The sequence below is a fragment of the Microbispora sp. CL1-1 genome (assembly GCF_012034195.1).
Taxonomy (GTDB): domain Bacteria; phylum Actinomycetota; class Actinomycetes; order Streptosporangiales; family Streptosporangiaceae; genus Microbispora.
The window spans coordinates 20396-37802 of sequence record NZ_JAATEK010000014.1; the positions used below are offsets into that span (position 1 = coordinate 20396).

At 73.1% G+C, this 17407-nt stretch carries 17 protein-coding genes; 14 read left to right on the forward strand and 3 right to left on the reverse strand.

The window, feature by feature from the left end; genetic code table 11:
- Positions 1-109: 109 nt before the first annotated feature.
- The 10 genes from HCK04_RS18325 to HCK04_RS18370 are packed head-to-tail and all read left to right on the forward strand — an operon-like array spanning position 110 to position 8899.
- Positions 110-1057: a ketoacyl-ACP synthase III family protein gene (locus HCK04_RS18325; protein ID WP_142648561.1), complete on the forward strand. Its 948-nt coding sequence runs from the start codon at positions 110-112 to the stop codon at positions 1055-1057.
- A gap of 12 nt (positions 1058-1069) precedes the next feature.
- Positions 1070-2470, forward strand: coding sequence for an ATP-grasp domain-containing protein (locus HCK04_RS18330; protein WP_142648562.1), 1401 nt, complete (start codon positions 1070-1072; stop codon positions 2468-2470).
- Positions 2467-3795 (forward strand): type III PLP-dependent enzyme, encoded by a 1329-nt coding sequence (locus tag HCK04_RS18335; RefSeq protein WP_142648563.1) that lies wholly within the window; start codon positions 2467-2469, stop codon positions 3793-3795. Before HCK04_RS18330 ends, HCK04_RS18335 begins: the two co-directional genes overlap by 4 nt.
- Positions 3792-4064: an acyl carrier protein gene (locus tag HCK04_RS18340; RefSeq protein WP_142648564.1), complete on the forward strand. Its 273-nt coding sequence runs from the start codon at positions 3792-3794 to the stop codon at positions 4062-4064. The genes HCK04_RS18335 and HCK04_RS18340 overlap by 4 nt, the downstream gene beginning before the upstream one ends.
- A 9-nt stretch (positions 4065-4073) precedes the next feature.
- Positions 4074-4934: a hypothetical protein gene (locus HCK04_RS18345; RefSeq protein WP_142648565.1), complete on the forward strand. Its 861-nt coding sequence runs from the start codon at positions 4074-4076 to the stop codon at positions 4932-4934.
- Positions 4931-5512: a hypothetical protein gene (locus tag HCK04_RS18350; RefSeq protein ID WP_142648566.1), complete on the forward strand. Its 582-nt coding sequence runs from the start codon at positions 4931-4933 to the stop codon at positions 5510-5512. Before HCK04_RS18345 ends, HCK04_RS18350 begins: the two co-directional genes overlap by 4 nt.
- Positions 5505-6746, forward strand: a complete 1242-nt coding sequence (locus HCK04_RS18355) for an acyl-CoA dehydrogenase (RefSeq protein WP_142648567.1) — start codon at positions 5505-5507, stop codon at positions 6744-6746. The genes HCK04_RS18350 and HCK04_RS18355 overlap by 8 nt, the downstream gene beginning before the upstream one ends.
- Positions 6746-7117 (forward strand): 4'-phosphopantetheinyl transferase superfamily protein, encoded by a 372-nt coding sequence (locus HCK04_RS18360; RefSeq protein WP_142648568.1) that lies wholly within the window; start codon positions 6746-6748, stop codon positions 7115-7117. Before HCK04_RS18355 ends, HCK04_RS18360 begins: the two co-directional genes overlap by 1 nt.
- 17 nt (positions 7118-7134) lie before the next feature.
- Positions 7135-8091 (forward strand): ATP-binding cassette domain-containing protein, encoded by a 957-nt coding sequence (locus HCK04_RS18365; protein ID WP_312845749.1) that lies wholly within the window; start codon positions 7135-7137, stop codon positions 8089-8091.
- Between the two features lie 40 nt (positions 8092-8131).
- Positions 8132-8899: an ABC transporter permease gene (locus tag HCK04_RS18370; protein ID WP_142648569.1), complete on the forward strand. Its 768-nt coding sequence runs from the start codon at positions 8132-8134 to the stop codon at positions 8897-8899.
- 47 nt (positions 8900-8946) lie between these two features.
- Here HCK04_RS18370 and HCK04_RS18375 read toward each other — a convergent pair whose 3' ends face one another.
- The 3 genes from HCK04_RS18375 to HCK04_RS18385 form a co-directional block, all read right to left on the reverse strand.
- A complete protein-coding gene (locus HCK04_RS18375; RefSeq protein WP_142648570.1) occupies positions 8947-10428 on the reverse strand; it encodes a helix-turn-helix domain-containing protein in 1482 nt (493 codons plus the stop codon).
- Between the two features lie 273 nt (positions 10429-10701).
- Positions 10702-11655 (reverse strand): glycosyltransferase, encoded by a 954-nt coding sequence (locus HCK04_RS18380; RefSeq protein WP_142648571.1) that lies wholly within the window; start codon positions 11653-11655, stop codon positions 10702-10704.
- Between the two features lie 58 nt (positions 11656-11713).
- Complete coding sequence (locus HCK04_RS18385) at positions 11714-12292, reverse strand: HAD family hydrolase (RefSeq protein WP_260617322.1); 579 nt, start codon at positions 12290-12292, stop codon at positions 11714-11716.
- 186 nt (positions 12293-12478) lie between these two features.
- On the opposite strand from HCK04_RS18385, the gene HCK04_RS18390 reads away from it, so the two are divergent.
- From HCK04_RS18390 to HCK04_RS18405, 4 genes are read left to right on the forward strand one after another with little or no spacing between them, the layout of a single operon-like run.
- Positions 12479-14119, forward strand: a complete 1641-nt coding sequence (locus HCK04_RS18390; RefSeq protein WP_142648572.1) for a carbamoyltransferase C-terminal domain-containing protein — start codon at positions 12479-12481, stop codon at positions 14117-14119.
- Positions 14116-15123 (forward strand): glycosyltransferase, encoded by a 1008-nt coding sequence (locus HCK04_RS18395; protein ID WP_142648573.1) that lies wholly within the window; start codon positions 14116-14118, stop codon positions 15121-15123. Before HCK04_RS18390 ends, HCK04_RS18395 begins: the two co-directional genes overlap by 4 nt.
- A complete protein-coding gene (locus HCK04_RS18400; RefSeq protein WP_142648574.1) occupies positions 15120-16214 on the forward strand; it encodes a glycosyltransferase family 9 protein in 1095 nt (364 codons plus the stop codon). Before HCK04_RS18395 ends, HCK04_RS18400 begins: the two co-directional genes overlap by 4 nt.
- The gene (locus HCK04_RS18405) at positions 16211-17404 is read left to right on the forward strand and encodes a glycosyltransferase (RefSeq protein ID WP_142648575.1); all 1194 of its coding nucleotides are present in this window, start codon (positions 16211-16213) and stop codon (positions 17402-17404) included. Before HCK04_RS18400 ends, HCK04_RS18405 begins: the two co-directional genes overlap by 4 nt.
- Positions 17405-17407: the final 3 nt, after the last annotated feature.

A 17407-nucleotide genomic window follows, 5' to 3' on the forward strand; every position in this document is an offset into this window, starting at 1 on the left:
CCCGCCGTCCGGCGGGCAAGGGTAGGGAAAACCCCAATATTGCTCCGGGGGTGGTCGGGCCTAGCCTGTGCATCGTTTCGACGAAGTGACCCATGTGGAGGCACGTCTCATGCCCACCGCCCTCGTCCCGGCCATAGAGGCGGTGCAGGGTTTCGTCCCGAGCCGGTCGGTCGCCATCGAGGAGGTGGCCGATCGACTGGGGATCAACCGGCACCAGCTACGGGTGTTCCAGCGCGTCCACGGCCTGGCGCGGCTGCCCATGGATCCGGACCTCGACCTGATCGACCTGCTCGTCGCGCCGGCGCGGGCGCTCGTCCCGTCGGCGGCCGACCGGGAGCGGATCCGCTACCTGGTCTACGCGCACACCGCCCCTGACGTCGCGCCCGCGCACGTCAGCGCGGCGCAGGAGCTGTGCCGCAGGCTGGACCTGCCCAGGGCCACGGCGTTCGCGGTCACGCAGCAGAACTGCGCCAGCGGGCTGGCCGCCGTCGACATCGCGGTGCGACTGCTGCTGGCGGACGGAGACCCCGGCGGGCGCGCCCTCGTCGTGACCGGGGAGAAGGCGTCGTCGCGGATCTTCTCGGTGATCCCCAACACGACGGTGATGGGGGAGGGGTCGGCCGCCTGCCTGGTCGGCGTGGCGGGCGCCGGCCGGCGTATCCGGTCGTACGCGGTGCGGACCCGCGGTGAATACGCGCAGTTGTATCGCCCGCGGCCCGAGGTGCTCGCGGAATTCTTCACCTCCTATACGCCGGCCGTCGTCGAGATCATTCGCCAGGCCGTTCACGAGGCCGGGCTGAGTCCGCAGGAAATAACGATGATCGTGCCGCACAACGTGAACAACTCGTCATGGCGGGGCGTGATTCGCGAGCTGGGTTTCGGGGTCGAGCGAATATATCTCGACAACGTGCCCCGATATGGCCATTGTTTCGGATCGGATCCGTTCATCAATCTCGCCTCCATGCGTGACGAGGGCAGGCTGCGCGACGACGGCGTCTATCTGCTCGCCGCCGTCGGCCTGGGCGCCACGTACGCCGCGATGGTGATCGGCGGATAGGGGGAACACGCTGTGACACGCGAGAGCACGGACTACCTCCGGCGGCTGAAGACCGCGCTGACCGGAGACCCGGCCACGCCTCTGGCGTTCCTGTGCAACTTCGAGGTGGAGGCCCAGTGGGCCCGGCATCACGTCGGCCTGCCCGCGCCGGCGGCGGCGCCCACGGCGATCGTCCAGCGGATGGAGGAGCTCGGCATCCTGCTCGCCGGGCCCGGCGACGTCCTCGTCGTCAAACACGCGCCGGACGAGGGCTACCTCCGCTACCTGGAGGAGGACCTCGGGGTCGGCCTCCCGGAGGTGCTCGTGCCGGAGAGCACCACGCCGGACAGATCGACCGCGGAGGATCTGCTGAACTCGCCGCGCGCGCTCGACCGGCTGAGCCTTCTCGGCCGACGCGGGGCGCAGCTCATGCCGATGGGGACCTCGGAGCACGAGGAGAAACTGGCGGTCTCCGCCCAGGTGCCGCTGGCCGTGCCGGACGCGGCGACTTTCGAGCGGGTCAACAGCAAGATCTACAGCCGCAGGATCACCGAGGAGCTCGGGCTGCCCGCCGTGCCCGGATGGTGCTGCGAGTCGCTCGGTGAGCTGCGGGACGCGCTCGCCGAGGCGGCCGGCGCCTCGAAGCCGGTGGTGGTCAAGGACGCGTACGGCGTCTCCGGCAAGGGCCTGGTCGTGCTCGACACCCCGGCCAAGGCCGACCGGCTGCTGCGCATCGTGGAGCGGCGCGCGGCCCGCACCGGTGACGACCGTCTCGCGGTGGTGGTCGAGCGCTGGATCCCCAAACGCGCCGACCTGAACTACCAGATCACCGTCGACCGCCGTGGCGACGTGCGGTTCGACTTCGTCAAGCAGGCGTTGACCGAGCGCGGCGTCCACCAGGGGCATCTCATGCCTCCCGAGCTCGGCGCGGACCAGCACGCGCTGCTGCGCCGCGCCGCCGCGGAGGTGGGCGGCCGGCTGGCCGCCGACGGGTTCTCCGGGGTGGCGGGCATCGACGCGATCGTCGCGGAAGACGAGCGGGTCTACCCGGTCCTGGAGATCAACGCCAGGCTCAACATGTCGACCTACCAGGGCGGGATGACCGAGCTGTTCCACCAGCCGGGTCACGTGGCCTTGGCCCGGCACTACCCGGTGCGGTCGGCGGCGCCGATCGTCTTCGACGACCTGCGCCGGGTGCTCGGCCCGTTGCTGTCCCCGGCGCCGGGCGGCCGGGTCGTCGTCACCTGCTTCGGCACCGTCAACGCCGGCACCGTCGACGCCGGCACCGTCGACGCCGGCACCGGTGACGGCCCGCCACACCAGGGCCGGCTCTACACCCTGCTCACCGCTCCCGACCACGACCGGCTGGCGGCGCTCGACGAAGCCGCTCGGGCCGCCCTGGCCGGTGTGCTCCAGCCCAGGGAGGGCTCATGACCGATGCGTACGCCGTCCAGGGCATCCCGGTCGCGGATCTCGCCGACCGGTTCGGCACCCCCTTGTACATCTACGACGCCGACGTGCTGGCCGAGTCCTACACCGCGCTCCGGCGACGCCTCCACCCGGCCGTCGACGTCTTCTATTCGGCCAAGGCCAACCCGAACGTGAGCGTCTGCGCCGTCATGCGGTCACTCGGCGCCGGTCTCGAGGTGTCCTCCCTGGCGGAGCTCGCCACGGCGCGATGGGCCGGCGCGCGGCCGTCCGACGTCATCTTCCTCGGGCCGGGCAAGTCCGAAGAGGAGCTGCGGGCCTGCCTGGAGTATGGGATCGCGGCCGTCGTCTGCGAGTCGCTCGACGAGCTGGCCGCGCTCGACCGGCTCAGCCCTCCGGGGACCCGGGCCCTGCTGCGGGTCAACCCGGCGTTCAGCACCAAGGGCGCCCGGCTGTCCATGGGCGGCAAACCCCGGCAGTTCGGCATCGACCACGAGCTGCTGCTGCAGAGCGGGCCGTCGCTGCGCGCCCTGCGCAACGTCCGCGTCGTCGGGATTCACGCGTACATGGGCACCCGCATCCTCGACGCCGACGGCGTCGTCCAGAACACCGCCGGCATTCTCGCCGCCGCGCGTGAGCTGAGCGCCGAGCTCGGTTTCCCGCTCGAGACCGTCGACATCGGCGGAGGCCTCGGCATCGCGTACTTCGAGAACGAGAAGGACCTCGATCTCGACCAGTTGACCAAGGGGGTCAACGCGGTCGTCGCGGACTTCACGGCCGAGCACCCGGACTGCCGGGTGATCATGGAACTCGGCCGCTATCTGGCGGGCCGCTGCGGCCTCTACGTCGTGCGGGCCAGGTATGTGAAGTGCTCCAAGGGGGAGTGGTTCGTCGTCACCGACGGCGGGATGAACCATCACATGGCCGCCGTGGGGGTGGGCAGTTTCGTCAAGCGCAACTTCCCCATTCGCTCGATCGACCACCACGACGCCCTCGCCGACCGCCGCTACACCGTCACCGGGCCGCTGTGCACCCCCGACGACGTGCTCGGCCGCCGGGTGGCCCTGCCGGAGATACGGCCGGGCGACCTGATCGGCGTCGAACGCTCGGGCGCCTACGGACCCACCTCGTCGCCGGTGCTGTTCCTCAGCCACGGCTATCCCGCCGAGGTCCTCGTCTCGGGCGCGACCGCCCACCTCGTGCGGCACCGCGACACCGTCGAGGACCTGCTGGGACGGCAGGTCCTCATCGACCAGCCGGTGCCGGCGGCCGGCGGCCAGGAGACGAGCACAGCGAACAGTTCCACCGTGAGAAGGGAAACCCGGCAATGACCCGACCCGAGATCGTCGCAGCCGTCGTCCGGTCCATCGGTGAGGTCCTCCAGCGGGAGATCTCCGACGTGACGGAGGACACCCGGCTGTTCGACGACCTCCAGCTGGACTCCACGTCGATCCTCGAACTGCTCATGGCCGTGGAGGACACAATGGACGTCGAGATCGACCCCGAGGGCCTGGACATGGACAGCTTCCGCACTGTCGGCACCCTGGTCGACTACCTCCAGGGGCTCGTGGACCTCGTCGCCACCGGAAACGCGGGCTGACGCACGGCCATGGCCCTGTCATTGGAGACCGCGGTCGCCTACGTGCCGCGGGTCACCCGTCCGTGCCACTTCGAACCCGACATCCTCGAGTTCAACGAGGGCGTGCTCGCGCCGTACGGGATGCGGTTCGATCCGTCGTACGCGGCGGGCGGGAGCAACACGACCTTCCTCGAACTCGCGGAGGGGGTGCTGCGGGCGGCCCTCGGCCCGCTGCCCGCCCCTGACCTGCTGATCGTCGCCTACGCGCTGCCCGACCCGCACGCGCCGGAGAAGACGCTGGCGGCGCACCTCACCCGCGTGTTCGACGGCCGTCCCATGAGTTTCGCGGTCTCCGAGCAGGGACTCGGCGCTCCGTTCACGGCACTGCGGATCGCCGACGCCTACCTGCGCTCCGGCCGCTGCCGCAGCGTCGTCCTGCTGATCCTCGAACAGACGTCGTTCCCCTACCCGGAGCCGTTCGCCCAGGACGGCGGCCTGGTGGATTCGGCGGTGCTGCTGGCGCTCGGACCCGGCGGCGGCTGGGAACTGGCCGGGGTCGGCTCCGCGGGCCCGCACTGCGACCTCGCGGATCTGCTCGGCAACCCGCCGGGACTGCCGCGGGACGAGCGGCCCGGCGAGCGGCTGGTGGTGACCGGTTCGTGGGGTGACTCCCTCGACCTGGGGCCGGCCGGGCCGAAGGCGCACCAGGCGCCTCCCGGCTCCTACTGCACCGGTGTCTGGCTGGAGTTCGCCCGGCACCACGAGGAGTGGCGCGACGCCTACCGGACGATCGTGTTCGGCGACGTCGATCCGCGCACCGGCGCCGGCCATGTGGCGACGTTCACCCGCCGCGAGCGCGCCGCCGGGAACGAGCGGAGAGGGCACCCATGACGACAGACGCATCGGCGACGTTCGGAGACTATCCGGCCCTGCTCGACGCCCTGCACGCCGACGTGGCGCCCGGTCGTCTCGTCGCCTCGCCCTCCGGGCGCGTCCTCGCGTCGGCGCAGGCGCTCGGCGAGGACGGGACGCGGAGGTTCACGCGCTTCGGGCTCGTGTGCGTGCCCGCACCCGGCGGCAGCGCCCGGGACGACGTGACGGCCGGCCGGTTCGCCGAGGGGCTGCTCACGCTGCAGCGCACGGTCGTCCACCGGACGCTGACGCACACGATCGCGCGCCTGGGCGAGCGGACGAGCGAGGGCACCAGCCTGCTGACGCGGCCTCAGCTCCAGGCCGACCTGGCCGATGTCGCGATGGAGCTGCGGGAGGCGGCGGTGGAACCGGCCGAGGAGACCGGCCGCGACCTCCGCTGGGCTCGCCACATGCGCCTGACCCGCGCGGGGCGGGTCCTGCTGCGCCTCCTCGGCGGCTCCAGCATGCTCGCCGAGGGGCCCGGGATCGATCTGTACCTGGCCGAGGTGACGGGGAACGTCTACCTCCAGCCCGAGGAGGGTGACGGCGATGTCTGAGCCCGGCCGGACGGCCTCGGCGTATCTCCCGGACACGTACGGCGGACGGGCGGGCGAGCTCGAACACTTCCTCCGGGAGGTCGCGCGGGACCTGCGCGGACCGGGCGAGGAGCTCGACGCCGATCCGGGTGCCGTCTCCCGGTTCCTGCACCTGCCCGCGGTGCGGATCCAGCAGCACATGCTCACCCCGGCCCGGTATGCCCGCGACCGGGATCTCCTGCCGCGTTTCGTGCCCGCCGAGGCCTCGTGCGCGGAGTGGGTGCTCGCGGCGGAGTGGCTCGCGTACGGCGATCCGGGCATGACGCTGGCCAGCCCGGGTCCGGCCCTGTCGACCGCGGTCCTGCGGGCACTGGCCGACGAGGCGCAGCGCGACTGGTTCTTCACCAGGACCTCCGACTGGCCCTCGTGGTCCTTCTTCGCGCTGACCGAACCCGGGAAGGGCTCGGCGGCGACCGAGCTCACGGCCCGTCTCGATCCCGCCCCCGGCGGCGACGGCTGGGTGCTGACCGGAGAGAAGATGTACATCGGCAACGGCGCGCACGCGCGGGCCGGTGTGGTGTTCTGCCGGCGGGCTCCGGGACCGTGGGGCATCGAGGCCGTCATGGTGGACACCGGCGATCCCGGCTTCCACGCCGAGATGCTCCCGATGACCGGGTTGCGCGGCGCGCGGATCAGCCGGTTGAGGTTCGACGGCATGTACATTCCGCCCGAGCGGATACTCGGCCGCGACCGGCCGCGCAGCCGGCGCGGGCTGCAGGGAGCGCTGCAGGCCATGCTGTGGTTCCGGCCGAGTGTGGCGGCGTTCGCCCTGGGTGCCGGGCGGGCGGCCTGCGACTACGTGCTGGAGCAGCGCCCCGCGCTCGCCGGTGCGGACCGCGCCCAGGTCGACGGCCTGGCCGACCGGCTGCGGCGGCTGCGCCGCCTCCTCCACGAGGTGGCGGCGGAGATCGACGCCGGTTCGCCCAACACGTTCCGGGTCAGCGGCGTCAAGATGCGCGCCGCGCACCTCGCGGAGGACGCCACGATGCTGGCCGCCCGGCTGCTCGGCCCGGCGTCGCTGGTCGAGCATCCGTGGCTGGACAAGCTCTACCGGGACGTGCGCGCGTTCGAGTTCATGGAGGGCACCGGGAACGTCCACCGCCGCGGCGTCTTCCAGGGGCTGTTGAGGGACGACTATTTCACGCCGCGAGACCGGGACGTCCGTCCCGGACGTGCCGTCGAAGGGGTGATCTGATGCGTGTCGGTGTCGACCTGATGTCCGTCGGCGAGCTGGAGCGGCTGCGCGCGCGCCGCTGGTTCGACGGCTACGCGTTCGCCCCGGCGGAGCTCTCGGAGGCCGCGGGTCTGTCGGACGCGCGCGCCAGAGAGTTCCTGGCCGGGCGGTTCGCCGCCAAGGAGGCCGTGCTCAAGGCGTTCCGGATGGGACTGTTCCAGGGCGTGGCGCCACGCGAGATCGTGGTCGCCCGCGCCTCTTCCGGAGCCCCCGAGGTCACGCTGCACGGCGCCGCCCGCACGGCCGCCGACGCCGCCGGGGTGCGCCATCTCGACGTCTCGATCACACACAAGGGCGACCTGGTCGTCGCGGTGGCGGCGGGCTGGTCATGAGCGCATCGGGAGCGGCCGTGCCCATCATCGAGGCCACAGGGCTGGCCCATACCTTCAGGGTCGGCGGCCGGCAGGTCGAGGCGGTCCGGGGCGTCGACTTCGAGGTGCGCCCCGGCGAGATCATCGGGTTCCTGGGGCCGAACGGCGCAGGGAAGACCACGACGATGCGCATCCTCACCACGCTGCTCAAGCCCACCGCGGGCCGGGCGGTCGTCGTCGGCGCCGACGTGGGCGCCGACCCCGGCGCCGTCCGACGGCGTATCGGCTACGTGGCGCAGTCCGGCGGCACCGACGGAAACTGCCGGGTGGCCGAGGAGCTGGTCACCCAGGCGCGGCTGTACGGCATCGCGAAGCAGGACGCGGTGCGCCGCGCCGCCGACCTGTGCGAGCGCCTCGACCTGACCGGGCTCGCGGACCGGCCGATCAGGACGCTGTCGGGCGGGCAGCGGCGGCGCACCGACATCGCCCTCGGGCTCGTCCACCAACCGCCGCTGGTCTTCCTGGACGAGCCGTCCGTCGGCCTGGACCCGCAGAGCCGCAGCGACCTGTGGGCGCACATCCGCCGCCTGCGGGACGACCTCGACACGACGGTCTTCCTCAGCACGCACTACCTCGACGAGGCCGACACGCTCTGCGACCGGATCCTGGTGATGAACCATGGGCGGATCATCGCGGAGGGCACCCCCGACGCCCTCAAGCGCCGGATCTCCGGCGACGTGATCAGCCTGACCCTCGGCGGCGACGCCGACCGGGCGAAGGCGGTGCTCGCCGAGTGCCCCGGGCTGGACGAGATCGCCGTGTCCGGGCAGACCGTACGGCTCACGGCGCGCGGCGGCGAGCAGGCGCTCGTCTGGCTGCTGCGGACGGCGGACCAGGCGGACCTCGACCTGCGCTCCGTCAACATCGCCCGGCCGACGCTGGACGACGTCTTCCTTGCCCTGACCGGTTCCTCGCTCAAGGAGAACCCCTCGTGACCGTGGCGCTGCGGCGGTCCCCGACCGTGGAGGAGCTTGCGTGTCCCTCATCCCTGCGAGCCTGCTGATCTTCACACGCCAGATGCGGCTGTCGCTGCGCTCCCCGGCGTGGCCGATCATCGGGCTGTTCCAGCCGGCGCTCTATCTGGCGTTCCTCGGCCCGCTCCTGGTCAGGGTCGCCGGGGCGGGCGTCGACGGCCTGCCCGCCGGGGCGGCGTGGCGCTTCTTCGTGCCCGGTCTGCTGATCCAGCTCGGCCTGTTCGGCCCCTTGTTCGCGGGCCTGTCGATCATCGCCGACCTGCGATCGGGGGTGTTCGAGCGGATGCGGGTCACTCCGGTGAGCCGGTTCGCCCTGCTCGCCGGCCGAGTCATGAGGGACACGGTGGTCCTGCTCGTACAGACGGCGGTCCTGCTCGCGGTGGCGTACGCGTTCGGCCTGCGCGCCCCCGTCGCAGGTCTCCTCCTGATGTTCCTCTTCGTCGCGGCCATCGCGGTCGGGCTGTCCGCCCTGTCTCACGGGCTCGGCCTGCTCGTGCGCCAGGAGGAGTCGTTCACGCCCCTGCTCAACGCGGCGGCCATCCCGCTGCTGCTCCTGTCGGGGGTCCTGCTCCCGATGACGCTCGCGCCCCAATGGCTCGACATCCTCTCCCGGCTCACTCCGTTCCGTTACGTCATCGACGGCATGCGCAGCGCCTTGTACGGCGATTACGGCAGTTCGGCCGTCGCGGTGGGCGCCGGGGTCGCCCTCGCCACCGCCGCGTGCTGCCTGGCGCTCGGCGCCCGCCTTTTCGCCAGGAGGAACGCCTGAGGACACCGGCCGGAGACGGCGACGCACAAGCGATCGTCCGGCGCGGGTCAGACGTCGCCGGAGTCGTTCAGACAGGCGCATCCGGACGCCCGGTCGCCGGCGCGGCGCAGGATCGCCAGGGCCTGTTCGCAACGTTCCAGCGCCTCGTCGAGATCGTCCGGGTCGCCGTGCGCCGTGGCCGGGTTCCCGCCCTCGGTGTCGAGCCGGCCGGGGGCGTCGTCACGCGCCGGCTGCCGGCCTGCGGCGTCCAGACACCACGTGAGCAGCCGGTGCACCGCGGCCGACCGGTCCTCGGGCGATTCGTCGGCCTCGGCGCAGTCGGCAGCGTACAGCCGGACCAGGTCGTGGAAGCGGTAGCGGCCACCGCCGGTCTCCTCCAGCAGGTGGACGGCGGCCAGCGCGTCGAGCAGCCGCCGCGCCTGCCGGTGACCGGTCCCGGCCAGCGCGGCGGCCGCCGGAACACCGAGATCGCCTCCGTGATGCAGGCCGAGCAGCCGGAACATGCGGGCGGCGTCCGGCGCGAGCGCGCGGTAGGACCAGGAGAGCACCGATCGCACGGTGGTCGCCTCGTCTTCCGTGGTGGCCAGCAGATCCAGCACCCCGCGGGTGGCCGCGAGCTCGGCGGCGAGCGTCGTCAGCCGCAGCGACGGGCGTGCCTGCGCCCGTTCCGCCGCGATCCGCAGCGCCAGCGGCAGATAGCCGCACCTCCTGGCGATCTCCGCCGCGGCCTCGGGCTCCTCCGCGACACGCCGGCCGCCGATGGCGCGGCCGAGCTGGTCCAGCGCCTCGTGCTCCGGCAGCGGCGCGAGCACGACGCGCGCGGCGCCATCCCTGACGACCAGGCCGGACAGCCGGCTCCGGCTGGTCACCACCAGCCGGCATCCGGCCGAGCCGGGGATCAGCGGACGCACCTGGCCGGACGTGGCCGCGTTGTCCACGACGATCAACGTACGCCTGCCGTCCAGAAGGGTGCGCAGCAGGACGGACCGCGGCTCCAGCCCGGCCGGTATGGACGCGGGGGAGCACCCGAGATCACGGAGGAACCGGGCGAGCACGTCGGCCGGCTCGGCCGGCACGCCGGTCGGGTCGAAGCCGCGCAGGTCCACGAACAGGCATCCGTCCGGGAACCGGTGGGCGGCGCGATGCGACCAGTGGAGCGCCGTCGCCGTCTTGCCCACACCGGCGGGGCCGGAAACGATCACCACCTGGTGGCCCTGCTGCGTGTCGTCGATTTCGGCGAGCGCGGCCGAGCGGCCGGCGAAGGCGCGGGGGGCCGCCGGAAGCTGTGCCGGACGAAGGAAACCTCCGGGCTGCCGGTGTCGCGCCGGGACGAGCCCGGCAAGGGCGCCCTCGGCCCGGAGCACCTCGTCGCAGCGCCTGGCCACCAGCGGCGTGGGCGGGCGTTCGCCCGTCTCGATCCTGCTCAGGTAGCCCTTGCTGTAGTGGGTCAACGCCGACAGCGATGCCAGGGAAAGGCCGCGTTCCCTGCGTAGATTCCGGAGTGCGGTCCCAAACGACGCGTTCTCCATCGAAACCCCAGACTCGGCGAATTCCGGACCGTCGTCACGCGCGGTGCCCAGGGGTTTCGCCCACTGGACCTCCTCTCGGCACACCTCGCCCAAGCAATCGTGTTGCCTCAGGCCGCGTCCCGCCTGATGGTGCAGGAGAAGGCAATCCCGCGATCTATCGACTATTTAAGCACTGATCGCCTCAATGGACATATTGATATCCGTTTGTACCATATTACGGACTGTAGCTTTCTTGATTTCGGGTTTTCCGTTGGCGTGTGCCTCACGGCCGGCTCATCCGGGGACGAGCTCGCCGAGGAGGCGGTCCCAGTCGGTGAGGAAGCGGTCGAGGTTGTAGCGGGCCAGGGCGGCCGAGCGGGCGGCCTTGCCCGCCTGTACGGCGAGCTCGGGCTCGGCGGCGAACCGGTGGAGTGCCCGTAGCAGCGTGGGCAGTTTGGTGGAGACGACCCCGGCCTCCGGCGGCACCGCCTCCACGGCCTCGGTGGTGGCGAGCGCCACGATCGGCATGCCGATCATCATGGCCTCGATGAGCGACAGGCCGAGCGAGGTCCAGCGGTAGGGGTGCAGGTAGACCCTGCGCCGGGCCAGCTCGGCGTGCATGGCGGCCTGCGGCAGGTCCTCGAACGCCTCCATCTCCCCGGCCAGGCCGAGCTTGGCGGGCAGGTTCGTGACCTTCATGCCGAACACGTCGAGCGGGGCCGTCGCGGCGAACGTGGGCAGCAGATCGGTGCCCGCCACCCGCCAGCGCCTGATCGGCTCGTTGACGACCACGCCGGCCCGGGCCAGCTCGCCGGTGTAGAGGTGGCCGGGATCGACGACGCCGTGCTCGATCACGTGGGTGGGGGCGCGGCCGGAGTCCCAGAACAGGTCGTTGAAGTGGGTGACGTGGACGATCGGGATGTCGTCGCGGTCGGCCAGCACATGACGGGTCTTGGGCACGTCCCCCGCGGGCGTGTTGTGCTCGACGTAGGCGCCCGGCACGTCGCGGCCCAGCCACTCGCGGGCCAGGCGCAGCTCGTGCGGCCGCTGGTAGACGACCACGTCGACGTCCTCGCCGGCCAGCCGGTCGTACGGCACCTCGCGTACGCTGCCGGGCCAGGGATAGGTGTCGGCCCGGCCCCGCCCGTCGGGACCTCGATCGGGGGTGAGCGGCACCAGATAGTCGTGCCGCCCGTGCACGAAAGAGGTGGTCCACGAGCCGTGGACGTGCCAGACCATGATCTTCATCGCGTCGCTCCCCGTCCGTCGTCGTGCCGGAACACCGCGCCCTCCGCCCGCGGGCGCCTCACCCATCTGCCCTGGTCATGCCCGCACCATCCTCAGCCGTGAGCGGAACTCCCCCGAGCAGCAGATCGACGGCCGCCGCGAGGTCGGGCGCCACCTCGGGGGCGGCCGCCACCTCCTCCGCCAGCGTCACCGGGGTCGGCACGAGGACGCCCCGGGCCCCGGCGGCGCGGGCCGCCTCCATGTCGCGGCCGATGTCGCCGATGACCACGCAGTCCTCCGGGCGTACGCCGAGCCGCCGGGCCGCGCGCAGCACGAGACCGGGCGCGGGCTTGCGGCAGTCGCAGCGGTCGCCGTCGTCGTGCGGGCAGATCTCCCACACGTCGAAGGGGCCGAGCAGCGCGTCCACCCGGTCGTTCACGGCGCGCAGGGCCTCCGGGGCGATCAGGCCCCTGGCGACTCCCGACTGGTTGGTCACGATCCCGACCTTGACGCCTTCCGCGCGCAGCCGGTCGAGCACCTCCCGGGCCCCGGCGACGGGCTCCACCCGCTCAGGATCGGTGTTGTAAGGAACGTCGTGGATGAGCGTTCCGTCACGGTCGAAGAGCACCGCGGCGGGTGGACGGGCGGGCTGGGACACGGGCCACCTCCTGCGCGAATCGCCCGCCTGGCTACCCGGGGGACGGGTCGGCAAACACCGGTCGATAACTACGCAGAGTGACAGTTGTTGAGTGCATCACCCACTCACGTCGACTTCTCTACAAAACAGTGTTTGGGAGCGCTTCTCTCGGTAACCAGACCCCCACTGCGCAACGGAGGGAAACCGATGCGGTTCTTGGGGATAAACGCGATATTCCATGATCCAGCCGCCGCGCTGGTCGTGGATGGCGAGGTGATCGCCGCCGCAGAGGAAGAGCGCTTCAGCCGGCGCAAGCACGGCAAGCGCCCGGTGCCGTTCTCCGCCTGGGAGCTGCCGGAGCTGGCCGCCGCCTGGTGTCTCGAACAGGCCGGTCTGCGGCCCGAGGACCTCGACGGCGTCGCCTACTCCTACGACCCCGAGCTCGTGGTGCCCGGCGGACCGGGGCAGGACGGGCACTGGGAGGACCTGCGCACCGCCTACGCACGCCGCGCCCCCACCTTTCTCGCCAACGCGCTGCCCGGTCTCGACGCCGCCCAGGTGCGGTTCGTCCCCCACCACATCGCGCACGCGGCTTCGGCCGGGCTGGCCGCGCCCCATCGTGAGTCGGCGGTGCTGGTCTGCGACGGCCGCGGCGAGGCCGTCTCGCACCTGGCCGGGCACTACCGGGACGGCGAGCTGACCGTCCTGGCGAGCCAGGCGCTGCCGCACTCCCTCGGGCTGATGTACGAGGACCTCACCCAGCACCTCGGTTTCCTGCGCTCCAGCGACGAATACAAGGTGATGGCCCTCGCCTCATACGGCGAGCCGCGCTTCCTGCGCGAGATGCGCGACCTCATCTACGCCACGGGCGACGGCGGCTTCCGGGTCGAGCGGATCGACTGGAGCGTGTACGCCAAGGCGCTCGGCAAGGGCGAGAAGTGGACGGCCGACCACGCCGACCTCGCCGCGAGCGTGCAGATCCGGCTCGAAGAAGTGCTGCTCGACCTGGCGAGATGGCTGCACGAGCGCACCGGAGACCGCTGTCTCACGATGGCCGGGGGTGTGGCGCTCAACTGCGTGGCCAACACCCGCCTGTTCGCCGAGGGCCCGTTCGAGGAGGTGTGGGTGCAGCCCGCCGCGGGCGACTCGGGCACCGCGCTCGGGGGAGCGCTGCACCTCGCCCAGGCCGGCGGCGACCCCGTCAGGCCGATGCCCGGCGCCGACCTCGGGCGGAGCTGGACGGACGAGGAGCTGGGGGCGTGGCTCGACGTCGCGCGGGTGCCGTACGAGCGGCCCGCCGACCTCGCCGCGACCGTCGCCGCCGAGCTCGCGGCCGACCGCGTGATCGCCTGGTTCCAGGGGCGTGCCGAGTATGGCCCGCGCGCGCTCGGCCGCCGATCGCTGCTCGCCCACCCGGGCAACCCCCGCAACACCGAGCGGCTCAACGACGTGAAGGGCCGCGAGCAGTTCCGCCCCATCGCCCCGATGGTGCTGGCGGAACGCGCCTCGATGATCTTCGGCAGGGGCCCGGTGCCGAGCCCGCACATGCTGTTCGTCCACGACGTGCGGCCGGAGTGGCGCGACCGCATCCCCGCCGTCGTGCACGTCGACGGCACGGCCCGGATCCAGACGGTCGAGCGCGGCCGAGACCCGCTGCTGGCCCGGCTGCTGGAGGAGTTCGAGGCGCGCACCAGGCTGCCCGTGGTGGTCAACACGAGCCTCAACACGGCCGGCCGCCCGATGGCGGACGACCCCCGCGACGCGCTGGAGTGCTTCGGCTCTGCCCCGGTGGACGTGCTCGTCCTCGGTCCGTACGTCGTGCGCAGGGGGGCGGTGTTCGCCGGATGACGACCGAGCTGACCCGGGAGACGAACCCGGCTTCCACCAAGGAGCCGCACCAAGAGGCGGGACCGGCCGTCACGGTCGTGATCCCGACGATCGGGCGTGAGAGCCTGGCCGCCACGCTCGCGGCCGTCGGCCCCGGCCCCGAGATCGTCGTCGTGGACGACCGGCCGGGTGATCGCCCGGAGCCGCTGCCGGTGCCCGGCCGCGTACGCGTGCTCAGGTCGGGCGGGCGGGGCCCGGCCGCCGCGCGCAACGTGGGATGGCGGGCCGCAGCGACGCCGTGGGTGGTGTTCCTGGACGACGACGTGGTGCCGGGCCCCGGGTGGGTCCGCACGCTGACGGAGGACCTCGCCCGCCTGCCCCAGGACGTCGGCGGGAGCCAGGGGCGGCTGGAGGTGCCGCTGCCGCCTGGCCGTCGTCCGACCGACGCGGAACGCAACACCGCCGGGCTGGCCGGCGCCGACTGGATCACCGCCGACATGGCCTACCGCAGGACCGCCCTGGAGGCGGCCGGCGGCTTCGACGAGCGTTTCCCCGGGGCCTACCGGGAGGACGCCGACCTCGCGCTGCGCGTCGAGCGGGCGGGATTCTCCCTGGTCAAGGGGGAGCGGCTGACCCGTCACCCCGTGCGTGACGACGGCTTCTGGTCCAGCGTGCGTTTCCAGCGCGGCAACGCGTCGGACGCGCTCATGCGGCACCTGCACGGCCCCGGCTGGCGGGCGGCCATCGGCGGCCACGGCGGCAGGCTCGGGCGGCACGCCCTCACCACCGGCATGGGCCTGCTCGCGCTCGCCGCCGCCGGGGGGCGTCGCAGGCGCCTGGCCGCCGTCGCGGGGCTGGCCTGGCTCGGCCTCACCGCCGAGTTCGCCCGGGTGCGCATCGCCCCCGGGCCGCGTACGCCGGAGGAGATCGCGCGCATGGCCGTGACCAGCGTGGTCATCCCTCCGGTGGCCTGCGCGCACCGGATCAGGGGCGAGATCGCGGTCCGGACGGGGAGGCGCTCGTGATCGGGACCGCTCTGGTGGTGCGGCCCGACAACGCGGGCGACGTGCTGCTCGCGGGGCCCGCCGTGCGCGCGATCGCCGCCGGGGCGCGGGAGGTCGTGCTGCTCGCCGGTCCGTACGGCAGGGCCGCGGCCGAACTGCTGCCCGGCGTCGGCCGCGTGCTGGAATGGCGGGCCCCGTGGATCGACGCCGACCCGGTGCCGATGACCTCCGAGCACGCGGCTCGCCTGGTGGAGCAGGTCCGTGCGGTCGGCCCGGACGTGGCCGTCGTCTTCACGTCCTTCCACCAGTCGGCGCTGCCCACGGCCCTGCTGCTCCGGCTGGCCGGAGTGCCGCGGATCGCCGCGATCAGCGAGGACTATCCCGGTTCCCTGCTCGACGTGCGGCACGTCGTGGACGAGAGCGTGCACGTCCCCGAGCCCGAGCGGATGCTCGGCCTCGCCCGCGCCGCCGGCTTCGACCTCCCGCCGGGCGACGACGGGCGGCTCGCCGTGCGCGGTCCGCTGCCGGATGTGCAGCACCTCACCGGCCCGCCCGGTTATGTGGTGGTGCATCCCGGCACGACCGCGCCGGCGAGGGCGTGGCCCGCCGAGCGCTGGGCGGAGGCGGTCGAGGCGCTGCTGGCCGCGGGCGAGCGGGTCGTCGTCACCGGCAGCCCCGGCGAGCGGGCGCTGACCGCGCTCGTCTCCGGATCCGCCCTCGTCTCTGGGTCCGTGATCGGCGCCGGCTCCGCGATCGATCTGGGCGGGGCGACCACGTTCGCGGAACTCGCCGCCGTGCTGGCGGGGGCGTCGGCGGTGGTCGCCGCCAACACCGGCCCCGCCCATCTCGCGGCGGCCGTCGGCACGCCCGTGGTCAGCCTGTTCGCGCCGGTCGTGCCCGCCGCCCGCTGGGCGCCGTACGGCGTGCCCACGGTGGTGCTCGGCGATCAGGACGCCCCCTGCCGGGGGAGCAGGGCGCGGATCTGCCCCGTGCCCGGCCATCCGTGCCTGGCCTCGGTCGGTGGCGAGCAGGTGGCCCGGGCGGTGCGCCGCCTCATGCCGGCCGGGGAGGTCATGCCGCCCGAAGAGGCGGTGAAGGAGAGGGTGCCATGAGGATCGCCCTGGTGTCGGAGCACGCCAGCCCGCTGGCGACCCTCGGCGGGGTGGACGCCGGCGGGCAGAACGTGCATGTCGCCGCCCTGGCTCTGGCCCTGGCCGAACGCGGCAACGAGGTCGTCGTGCACACCCGGCGCACCTCCCCCGGCCAGCCGGACGCCGTCCCCATGGCGCCCGGCGTCACCGTCGAGCATGTGCCGGCCGGGCCGGCGGAGCCGCTGCCCAAGGACGAGCTGCTGCCGCACATGCCCGAGTTCGGCGCGCACCTGGCCCGCAGGTGGAAGGCCGAGCCGCCCGACGTGGCGCACGCGCACTTCTGGATGAGCGGGCTGGCCACGCTGGCGGCGGCGGAGCCTCTCGGGATCCCGGTCGTGCAGACCTACCACGCGCTCGGCACCGTGAAGCGGCGCTGGCAGGGCGAGGCCGACACCAGCCCGCCGAGCCGGCCCGCGATCGAGCGCGACATCGGCCGCCGGGCGGTCGCGGTCATCGCGACCTGCTCCGACGAGGTGCGCGAACTCGTCGCGATGGGCGTGCCGCGTGACCGGATCGCGGTCGTGCCGTGCGGCGTCGACCTCGGCGTGTTCCGCCCGGACGGCCCGGCCGCCCCGCGCGGCGACCGGCCCCGGGTGCTGAGCATCGGCCGCATGGTGCCCCGCAAGGGAGTGGACACCGTCGTGCGGGCCATGCGCCACGTGCCCGGCGCCGAGCTCGTCATCGCGGGCGGCGACCCGGGCGATGACGAGAGCGCGCGGCTGCGCACGCTCGCCGACGGCCTCGGCGTCGGCGACCGGGTGCGGCTGATCGGCAGCGTGAGCCGGGCCGGCGTCCCTGCCCTCATGCGCTCCGCGGACGTCCTGGTGACCGTCCCGTGGTACGAGCCGTTCGGCATGGTGCCCCTGGAGGCCCTGGCCTGCGGGGTGCCGGTGATCGCCTCGGCGGTCGGCGGCCATCTCGACACCGTCGCGGGATGCGGCGTGCTCGTGCCGCCACGGCGGCCGCGTGCGCTGTCCCGCGCGCTCTGCGACCTGCTGACCCGGCCGCGGCTGCGGGCGGCGCTGTCGGCCGCCGGGGCCCGGCGGGCCGCCGCCCGCTTTGGCTGGCCGAGGATCGCCGAGCAGACCGAGTCCGTCTACCGAAACCTGGCCGGCGGGTGCCTGGGCACCCTCGCCGCCGCGGGAGGCTGAGCG